The organism is Synergistota bacterium, assembly GCA_021159885.1.
Classification (GTDB): Bacteria; Synergistota; GBS-1; order GBS-1; family GBS-1; genus AUK310.
Window position 1 is genome coordinate 1 of the sequence record JAGHDO010000056.1, and the last position, 9,650, is coordinate 9,650.

The 9,650-nt window shown below is 43.7% G+C and carries 9 protein-coding genes; all 9 read right to left on the bottom strand.

All coding sequences use genetic code 11. The features are described 5' to 3' along the window. Nucleotides 1–261: 261 nt before the first annotated feature. Nucleotides 262–1,788, bottom strand: a complete 1,527-nt coding sequence (locus J7M13_05190) for a cobyric acid synthase (GenBank protein MCD6363378.1) — start codon at nucleotides 1,786–1,788, stop codon at nucleotides 262–264. Then, complete coding sequence (locus J7M13_05195; protein ID MCD6363379.1) at nucleotides 1,781–3,097, bottom strand: cobyrinate a,c-diamide synthase; 1,317 nt, start codon at nucleotides 3,095–3,097, stop codon at nucleotides 1,781–1,783. Before J7M13_05195 ends, J7M13_05190 begins: the two co-directional genes overlap by 8 nt. Before the next feature lie 2 nt (nucleotides 3,098–3,099). After that, entirely contained in the window at nucleotides 3,100–4,497 is a 1,398-nt protein-coding gene (locus tag J7M13_05200; GenBank protein ID MCD6363380.1) for an ABC transporter substrate-binding protein, read from the bottom strand. Beyond that, nucleotides 4,458–5,306, bottom strand: a complete 849-nt coding sequence (locus tag J7M13_05205) for an ABC transporter ATP-binding protein (GenBank protein MCD6363381.1) — start codon at nucleotides 5,304–5,306, stop codon at nucleotides 4,458–4,460. Before J7M13_05205 ends, J7M13_05200 begins: the two co-directional genes overlap by 40 nt. Beyond that, nucleotides 5,288–6,367: an iron ABC transporter permease gene (locus J7M13_05210; protein MCD6363382.1), complete on the bottom strand. Its 1,080-nt coding sequence runs from the start codon at nucleotides 6,365–6,367 to the stop codon at nucleotides 5,288–5,290. The genes J7M13_05205 and J7M13_05210 overlap by 19 nt, the downstream gene beginning before the upstream one ends. After that, on the bottom strand, nucleotides 6,345–7,340 hold the full coding sequence (locus J7M13_05215) for a sirohydrochlorin cobaltochelatase (protein ID MCD6363383.1): 996 nt from the start codon (nucleotides 7,338–7,340) through the stop codon (nucleotides 6,345–6,347). Before J7M13_05215 ends, J7M13_05210 begins: the two co-directional genes overlap by 23 nt. A gap of 94 nt (nucleotides 7,341–7,434) precedes the next feature. Then, a complete protein-coding gene (locus J7M13_05220; GenBank protein ID MCD6363384.1) occupies nucleotides 7,435–8,163 on the bottom strand; it encodes a precorrin-3B C(17)-methyltransferase in 729 nt (242 codons plus the stop codon). Between the two features lie 20 nt (nucleotides 8,164–8,183). Continuing rightward, nucleotides 8,184–9,230 carry a cobalamin biosynthesis protein gene (locus tag J7M13_05225; GenBank protein ID MCD6363385.1) on the bottom strand — a complete coding sequence of 349 codons (1,047 nt, stop codon included), beginning with the start codon at nucleotides 9,228–9,230 and terminating at the stop codon, nucleotides 8,184–8,186. Beyond that, on the bottom strand, nucleotides 9,227–9,650 hold a 424-nt coding region (locus tag J7M13_05230), incomplete at its 5' end, for a precorrin-4 C(11)-methyltransferase (protein MCD6363386.1). The genes J7M13_05230 and J7M13_05225, both read right to left, overlap by 4 nt.

A 9,650-nucleotide genomic window follows, 5' to 3' on the forward strand; every position in this document is an offset into this window, starting at 1 on the left:
CGCTCTCCCTTAAAGCCCTTAACTTCCCTTCCATCTTAAAACTCCCCCTCCTTAAATATAAGTGCGTAAAATAAAAAGCCGGGGGCTCCACCCTTTAAGATGGAGCCCCCGGCTCTTAAAGCCAAAAACAGGGCTTTACCCCCAAACTCAGGGGTTCAAGCCGGAGACCCTCGGTTAGTATAATAATAAAAGCCGAAACCACTGAGTGAACCCTTCATCTTAGCTTTAAAGTATAGATCTTTTTCAAAATTTAGTCAACCCCTAAAACCCACAAAGTTTTTCTATGAAAGAAATATCAATGCTCTTTTGCACAACATGGGAAAAGCTCTCTATCTCAGCATCGGTTATCTCAAGCCAGGATGGTGATTCCTTACTCAAAATTGGGGGTAATCCCTTCCTCTCTCTAAGCATGTTTACAAAGAACCTTCGAAAACCCCCGCTGTCGAATAAGCCATGTATGTAGGTTCCCCAAACGGAGAGGCTTTTATCGCAGGAAACACCATCGCCCTCCCGCACAGGCTTTCCGTTTTTTTCAAGCAATATAAACAGCGGATGAATTCCCGAAAGTACCTTAGTTTCCCCCATGTGTATCTCATACCCCATAACGGAAACGCCCTCCTTCAGGCTCAACCTGCCCTTAACAAGGGTAAGCGTCTTCTCAGTCTTCATAAAGGTCTCTATATTCAGCAACCCAAATCCTTCCACCTCCCCACCTGCTTCCACGCCATAGGGGTCCAGTATTCTCTTCCCAAGCATTTGATATCCCCCACATATGCCAACTACGACTTTTCCTTCCTGCAGAAGCTTTCTAAGATAAGAGTTTATACCAAGCGACTTAAGGTGAAGAAGATCGGCCATGGTATTCTTGCTACCGGGAATTATCAAGGCATCGATTTCCCCCACATTTATATCGAGAAGATCCTCGGGTAAAACGTAAAATAAATTGACATCTTCCTCAAGCTCCAATGGCATGAAGTCCGTATAGTTCGAAGTATATCTGAGCTTCAGCACCACTATATTAACGACGGCATCTCCAGAGCAAGTAAAACACCTCTTTCTCTTAAGAAGCCTCTCAGAGAGAATATCCTCCTCATCTATGTTATGCCTCACATAAGGGATTACCCCAATGGTGGGTATTCCAGTCAGGCTATAAAGCTTCCCTAAACCGGGATCCAATATCGATCTATCGCCTCGAAATTTGTTAATGATAAAGCCCTTAATCATATTCCTCTCTTCTTCATCAAGAAGCATAACGGTACCATAAAGTGAAGCAAAAACCCCTCCTCTCTCTATATCACCAACGAGCAAAACGGAAGCGTTTGCATACCTCGCCATGGCCATATTAACGATATCCCTGCCTTTCAAGTTTATCTCAGCAGGGCTTCCTGCACCTTCTATGATCACAAGATCACAGCTTGACGAAAGCTTATCGTACGCATTTTTAACGTACTCCCAAAGTATTTTTCTTCTCTCATAATAATCCTTAGCCTGAATAGAACCAAAAACTTCCCCGTTAACTATTACCTGGCTTTTTGCCTCCCCCTCCGGCTTAAGCAAGACAGGATTCATCAAAACGCTTGGAGCTTTTCTCGAAGCTATGGCCTGAATGATCTGTGCCCTCGCTATTTCTTCCCCCTCAGGGGTTACTCCCGAATTCAGAGACATGTTTTGTGCTTTAAAAGGAGCAACGTTAATACCCTTATTTGCAAAGATTCTACATAGCGCAGCCACTATCAAAGTTTTACCCACACCTGAAGAGGTACCACATATCATTAAAGATTTAGCCATCTTTATCTTCAAAAGAAATAGAAGGGAGATATAAATGAGTATACGATGCAAGCGTGTTTTCTCTCGCTATTCCGCTTACGAACTTTTCCCCCGTTGACGCCTTTCTTATTAAAAGAGCGTCTTCCTCCTCCCTCAGATTCGTAACGCTGTAATGAAACTCATGTCCTTTAAGAATTGTTCCACGCGAAAAGAAAGTATCCTTAAGAACCTTAACGTACTCATAACCGAATCTCTTAAGCCCTCCCGTAGTAGAAAGCGTTTCTCCGTTTATGAATCCCACCATTTCATGACCCTCAACCGAGCGAGTTAGATACATAAAACCACCACACTCAGCAAGTAAATAGAGAGAACTATCCTCGGCAATTTCCCTCATAGCTTTCAGCATGCTCTTATTCCTCGATAAAGTTTCAGCATAAAGCTCCGGATAGCCACCAGCAAGATAGTAAATACCCGCATCGGGTGGAGTCTCATCATAAAGAGGAGAGAAGTAAACTACCTTAAAACCGTTATCTTCAAACCAGGTTATGTTGTCCGGGTATATAAAGCGGAAAGCCCTGTCCTTAGATACCGCTACAACCCTCTTATTTAAATTAATAGAAAGATCGTTCTTAAAAAGTTTTTCATGATCTGGCTTTCTTACACTGACTTCTCCCAGGATTTCCTCCAGATTAACGTTCGACTTTATAAGCTCAGCCATTATTTCCGCCACCTCACTGTAGCGTTCGAAATCGGTATCGAGTCCCAGATGTCGAGATGGAACCCTAAGCCTCTCATCAAAGGGAATGAATCCCGCAACTTTAACACCCGTGAAGCGCTCAATCGCCCTTCTCTGAAAATCAAACATTCTCTTATTTTTAACGTTGATGAACACAATAGAAAGAACCTTGGATCTTATTCTCCTCAAAACGCCCTCAACCATAGCAGCAAGGGTGTAAACGGTTTGCATGCTCTCGACAAGCAGCACCACCGGAAGGTTGAGGATAGAAGAAACGTGATCGGTTGATGCCCTTCCATCGGGAAGCCCATCTAAAACGCCCATCACACCTTCAACCACCGCAAAATCGCTATCCCAAGAATGCCTTGCAAAGTGAAGCCTAAGCATTTCAGGAGGAAGAAAAAAGGAATCGAGCGTTCTTGAATAAAGACCAATAGCGAGATAATGACAAATAGGATCTATATAGTCGGGGCCTATCTTAAACGAGGAAACTTTTCCTTTCTCCTTAAGAAGTTTCATAAGCCCCATGGTAAAGGTCGTCTTACCCGTATATGTTTTAAGTCCAGCAATTACACAAGCCTTTATGGTTTTCATGCTTACCTCTTCCTTTTCACAACCTCCATTGCTCTTTTAATAGCTCTTATCGCCTGGATTCCGGTAACCTCACCTTTCGGATTGAAATATCCATCTTTTGCAATCATTATTCCATCTCCTACAACGGTGATTATATGATTGTAAAATGGATCATCGTTCCTTACATCTTTTAAGATCGCCCTTCGAGCAGGCTCCGGAAGATCGAAAGCCATGAAGATCGCATAGGCTAAATCTCGCCTCGTAAAGAGCTTCCGAGGCTCAAACTTAAACGCATTTCTTAAGGGGAGGAAGGAATGAAAGGCAGCCGTTTCAGCATAAAGATGCTCTTTCTTACAGTAGCTTATATCTTTGAAATAACCATATAGATGCCTTTCCCCATTTACGGTTATGTAATCACGTTTCCAATGTCTTTTATACTTAGGAGTCTTATATCGAGTATTAGTCATCTTTATAATTAACTCTGCAAATTCTATGCGATTCAGAGGCTTATCGTTTTCAAAGCTGGATATGTCGTTAAAATATTCTGGATAAAGTATCCTCCCAAGCTCCTCTATTCCATAGAGCAACCTATAAGTAGGTCTTGAAACTATTTTCTCGTCGATTATATAAACCTGCCTATTCCTTATAGCTTTTATAGCCCCATATCCACTTTCCTCATATATTTTCCTGAGTTTAATCCTATTCATTGCTCCTCTTTGAGCTATGTAAACATCTATTTCATCAGCATGAAACAGAAGCTTTTCCTTTGAATAATACGCAATTGTCGAATTAGGTCTTGGTATGGCATCCTTTTCAGCTACGTTTATTCCCCCAGCGAGCTTTAAGGCCGTATCCGCTATGGAACCTGGAGCAACGGTCTTTGGTCCCTTATGAACCGACTCGAAGAAGACACGTTTTCTTTTAGAAGGGGGGATCTCCTTAACTATGCTTTTTATCTTCTCTAACCCAAGCTTAAACTCCTCTATCATCTCCCCAGCCTCCCTTTCCCTTCCGGTAAGCTCACCAAGTTTTCTCCAATAGTTAAACATCTGATCAAAGTTAAGCGGCTGCATCGAAACCACTCTCAGCCCAGCGTCCCGAAGCTTCTCAACGAAAGCAGGATACTTTCTCTCTATAAAAGGTCTTATTAAAACCAGATCAGGATCCACAGCTATTATTTTCTCAGGGTCTTCTCTATAACTATAAACCGGCTTCTTAAAAACCTCAGGGGGAAATGCCTCGCTTGGTGATACGCCTATGATCTCCTCACACAAGCCAAGTCTAAAGAGGTTTTCAGTATGAGCGGGATAAAGCGAGATAATTCTCCTTACAGGAAGTCCCTTGGAAAAAGCGACACCAAGGTACAGGAAAACAAATGCCATTATGGCAAGTAAAAAAACCGCTTTCCTAAGTCCACGCATGGTCTGCATCGACCTCCTTCACCCCTAACTGGTATTGGATAGGTTACCCCCGTTTCATCATCTCTAAGAAGCCTAACCTCTATGTTAAAAACCTCGAGGATGTTTTCAGGGGTTAATACCCTCTCCTTTTCACCCTGGTGAACTATCTTGCCTTCCTTCATCATCAAGATATAATCTCCGTAAAGGAAGGCTAAGGAGAGATCGTGAAAGACAGAAACGACGGTTATGCCCTTCTTTCTCGTCATCTCATAGACTTTGTCCAGCATGCTATATCTATAGTAGGGATCGAGGTTAGAGGTAGCCTCATCGAGAAAGAGTATCGGTGTATCCTGAACGAGCACTCTTCCAAATATACTTCTCTGTCTCTCGCCACCACTTAAAGATGTTATGCGCCTATTCACCATCTCGCTCAGATTGAGCTCCTTCACGACCCTCTCTACCATTTTGAGATCCTCATCATCAAGGGGGGAAAACCTACCCCTATGCGGATATCTACCCATGAGAAGCACCTCATAGACATAAAAATCGAACGAGACATCAAATGATTGAGGCATAAGCGATATTAAGCAAGCGATCTTCCTGCGAGAGATCTCCCCCAGCTTCATCCCATAAAGCCTAATTTCGCCAGAGCTGGGTTCCCTCACCCCACTTAAAAGATCGAGAAGCGTGGTCTTTCCACAGCCATTTGGACCAATGATGGAGTAAAACGTTGCTTCTTCAAGTTTAAGAGAAACGCCATTTATAATTCTTCTTCCACCAATTTCATAAAGCAGATCCCGTGCTTCAAGCGCTATCCTCTTGCTGCCCACGGGCTTTCCCCCCTAAAGGTCTTCCTTCTGAAGACGATAGCGAAAAACGGTCCACCGGCTATAGCGGTCAGGACCCCTATCGGCACCTCCATAGGAAGCCATACCCTGCTTGCATTATCAGCAGTAGCGAGAAAAAGCGCGCCCCCTATTGCAGAAACCACAAGAAGCTTTTTATTATCGGGACCCACTATAAATCTGAAAATGTGGGGGACTATTATCCCGACGAAACCTATTATCCCCGATATAGAAACGCTAACAGCTACAAGAAGGGAAGAAACCACGAGAAGAACCATGCGAACAAAACTTGGATCAACACCCAGCGAATAGGCACATCTATCCCCCATAGATAGACTATTTAAATCTCGTGCAAAGAGGAGAAAAACGGGAAAAGCAACAAGCGTGAAAAGGACAAGTATCAAAACATCGTTCCAGCTTCTCGAAGCAAAGCTTCCCATGAGCCAGAAAATTATGGAACCTACTTCTTCACCAGCTAAATACTTCATAAAGCTTAAACCAGCTGAGAAAATCGCACCTATAATAACTCCAGAAAGTATAAGAGAGGTGGGGGAAATGAATCCTTTGAAGGTAGACATTTTCATCACCAAAGCAAGCGCGATCACGGCAAATAGAAAAGCAACAAGCTGGATGGAAAGACCAAAATATGACTCAAGGTCGAAAACGAGCGCTAAAGCAGCTCCAAAGGAAGCGCTAGCGGAAACCCCAAGCGTATAAGGATCCGCAAGAGGATTCAGCAAAACCCCTTGATAAACCACTCCACATATCGAAAGCGCGGTCCCAACCAAGGCAGAACAAAGGATTCTTGGCAGCCTAACTTCCATGACTATATACCACTTCTTACCAAAGATCGCTTTGGCCTCCACCGATCTTCCAACAAGCGTTTGATAGATTATACTCCACACTTCTTTAGAGGGGATGGGCATATAGCCCATCCCCGTATAGGCTATTAAGGATACACAGAGCAGAACTAAGAGCGTGAAAACTACCAGAAAAAATCTCTTCTCGCTTAGGACGATGTACTCACTTAAGCTGTATTCCCGCATCTCTTGCCGCGTCTTTAAGATGTTCCAGGTATATATGAGCTATGCTCTTAAGCTCACCAATTCCCTGAATCACCGGTTTAGCAATAATACCATTTCTCTTAAGGATCATCCTCCAGCTATCTTCTTCATCCGATGCCATATCGTTATTGGCATGATCGCCTGCAACTACCATAAGCGGCTTTAATATCACCTTTTTAACACCGGCTGCCTTAATCTGCTCAACGACTTCCTCTATCCCAGGGAATCCCTCCACACAACCGATAAAGATCTTTACATCAGGATACATCTGGTTCATTACCTTCTGAAGCTCCATGTAGGAACCGAGAGAAAAGTGCTCGTTTCCATGAGCCATATAAACAAGGCCAGCTTTATTCTCCCTCGCAAGGTCGACATCACACTTAAGGGCCTTAGCAACCTCTCTTATATCATCATGATAGGTCTTTCCATCCTTATAGGGCCCGTTTCTGCCAAGAAGGGGCCTTCCAAGCGCTATCTTCTTGAAAAACTTTTTCTTTTCCTGAAGCGTTCTTATAGAAAGCAATGCCCTAATAGTTTCCGCAAGCAGGTTATACTCCTCTCCGGGAGATATGTGGAGGGGCTGAACCACTACGGTTTTATACCCAGCGTCAGAAAGCTCAGCTAACGCAGCAAGCGGGGATCTTACACTGTATATCTGTTTCGGTATCTCAGGATGTTCCTTTTGAAATCTCTTATCACTCTGCCTTTCATGCCATACTCCCCTTATCATATTCGAGGTAAAGGCGAGTCTCACTTCCGTATTCGGATAAGCCTTTTTAATGACATTGTATACATTCAATATGGCCTTCAGCGCAGAAGGATAGGTCGTACCGAAAGCTGCTACCAATATTGCTTTCTTATTTCTCGAACCCATGGCAGCAACCGGCGCAACGCTTGCAGCGAAAAGCGCCGTTAAAACCACCAACACCACCAAAACCTTTAGATGCTTTTTCATCACTTGACACCCTCCTTCCATTTTCCTATTCTCTTTACAGATGAGCTTCTTGCCTCTGGGTGGTAGTCGTCATACCGTCAGGTCATGGCGATTATCACCCCCTTTCACCAAGTTTATACCCCCGGGGCAGTATCAGCTTTCCATTTCTAACGATGCAATTCTCATCGCAGAAAAACACCACGCTCAGCATATCAACATCCTTTAGCCATCCATCAGGAGGATCATCGCTCAAGAAAAAGTAGCTCTTTTGCCCTGGAAGGAAAGCTCTGCTCACTACGCCAATCCAAAAGGGCCTTTTTCTAATCTGCTTAAAAAGCTCAAACACACATGGTAAATTAGCCTTCCTTCCACTGCTCGATGGATTATAAATGACCACCGTCATCCCAGCTTCGGCCAAAAGACGAGCCCTTCTCAATATTCTTTCCCACGGCACTAAGAGATCGCTCAGACTTAAAACCGCAAAATCGCACGAGATAGGAGCTCCAAGACAGGAAGCTGCCGCACTCGCCGCAGTCACCCCGGGAATTATTTCTACACCGATATCTATTGGAGCGAGCTCCAAAACAAGCGAAGCCATGCCATAGATTCCAGGATCGCCCGAGGAAACAAGAGCAACGCTTTTACCACCTTTAGCCATTTCAACAGCAAACCGTGCCCTTTTTACCTCTTCCCGCATCCCGTAAGAGTGAATCTCCTGATCCTCTCGGAGAAGGTCCCTAATCCTATCTATATAACTTCTGTACCCAACAATTACATTAGAAGCCTTTATAGCTTCTTCAGCTTTTAAAGTCATATGATCTCTCCCTGAAGGACCTATGCCCACAACGAAAATCCTCCCACCACTCATCTCTGTTTATGCAAAATCTCCGGAACCCTTTCAAACCTAAGGAGCTTTCTACACCAATGTAGATCCCGCGCTTCGAAAACGGAAAACTTCACTCCAATGCCTTTATCCTTAACCGTAACTACTTCCTTACCGCCCAGTGAGGCCATGAAACCAGAGGCTCTCGCAACGGATGGAATTCCCCTATACTTTAGCGCAGCATCGCTTACCTTACCCCCAAGATACCCATAAAAGCTCTTTTCCAACGCTTTCTTGGGAAAGCCGAAAGTAAAATACGCTCCTATCCTTCTTGAAAACTCATGAATAGAGGGTAAATCCCATCTGTCGCGAATCGTTGCTACTGCTCCTATCCTAAAGGAAAGCTCGGCAGGAAGGATTCTTCTAAAAGCTTCATACAAATCAGCACCTGAAAGCCCGCAGTGGAACCCAACCCCAAGCGCAAATTTTTTAGAATAAAGCCTTATTGCATTAAGGTGCTTTATCCTCTTAGACATGTCAAAAAGAACATCTGCATCATAAGGACCATCAGTCTTGATATAATGCCCAGGAATAACCCAAGTTCCTAAATTACCGAAGTATTTGAGAAAACCCCTTTCAAGCAAAAGAGAATTAACTTCCTTGATTTTATGAACATCATCGGGATGAATAGCATATCCAAGCTTGAAAGCCAAAGGATCAACACCACAAAGACCGTTTACATCCGTAGCAGTCGTATAAACAGGCTCAACCCCAAGTTTTGTTTTCAAAAGCTCACATAACCAAACCGCACCTCCAAGATGATTGGATAGAAGCGGAATACAGTGATTAAGTCGCTCATCCAGAACTGCTATCGCAGGGTCTCTCCTTTTAGAAGTTAGAAGGGGAGCCACGTTTCTTAGCAAGATCGCCGTACTTCCCACAAATATTAAAGTGTTGTACCACCTAAAAACTTTTTCGAGCTTTTCAAATATAGACTTCCCCTCTACTTCATAAACCAAGGGAAAAGCTTTCTTAATAACCCTTAAAAGCTGGACATTTTTCCTAACCGATATTAAAGCGCACTTCATGCCCCTCTTCGCCTTTTCTTCTCAGAATAAAGCTCAGATCTCACGCTTCCGGACTTCCTTACCAGAAAGAGAGTAAGATTAGGCGGAACCTCTTCCTCACCGGTCCATTCTCCAAGCCTCTTTGAGATAATGATCTCTCCCTCACGTGATATCTTATGTCCCATAGCAAATATGGAATCGGGAGGATAATAACGTTTTAAAGTGTTTAATACGCTTTTAAACATGGCACCGGAGAGATATATTGCTGAAGCTGGTGTCTGACTGAAGAAACTTTCAAGGTTTTCGGGAACGATCGTGTTTCCCGGAAAGCGAGTAATCAAAACAGTTTGAGTTATCTCAGGTATGGTAAGCTCCATGCTAAGCTTAGCAGCAAGCGCGCTATAAGCTGAAACACCGGGAACAACCTCAACTCCTAAGCCA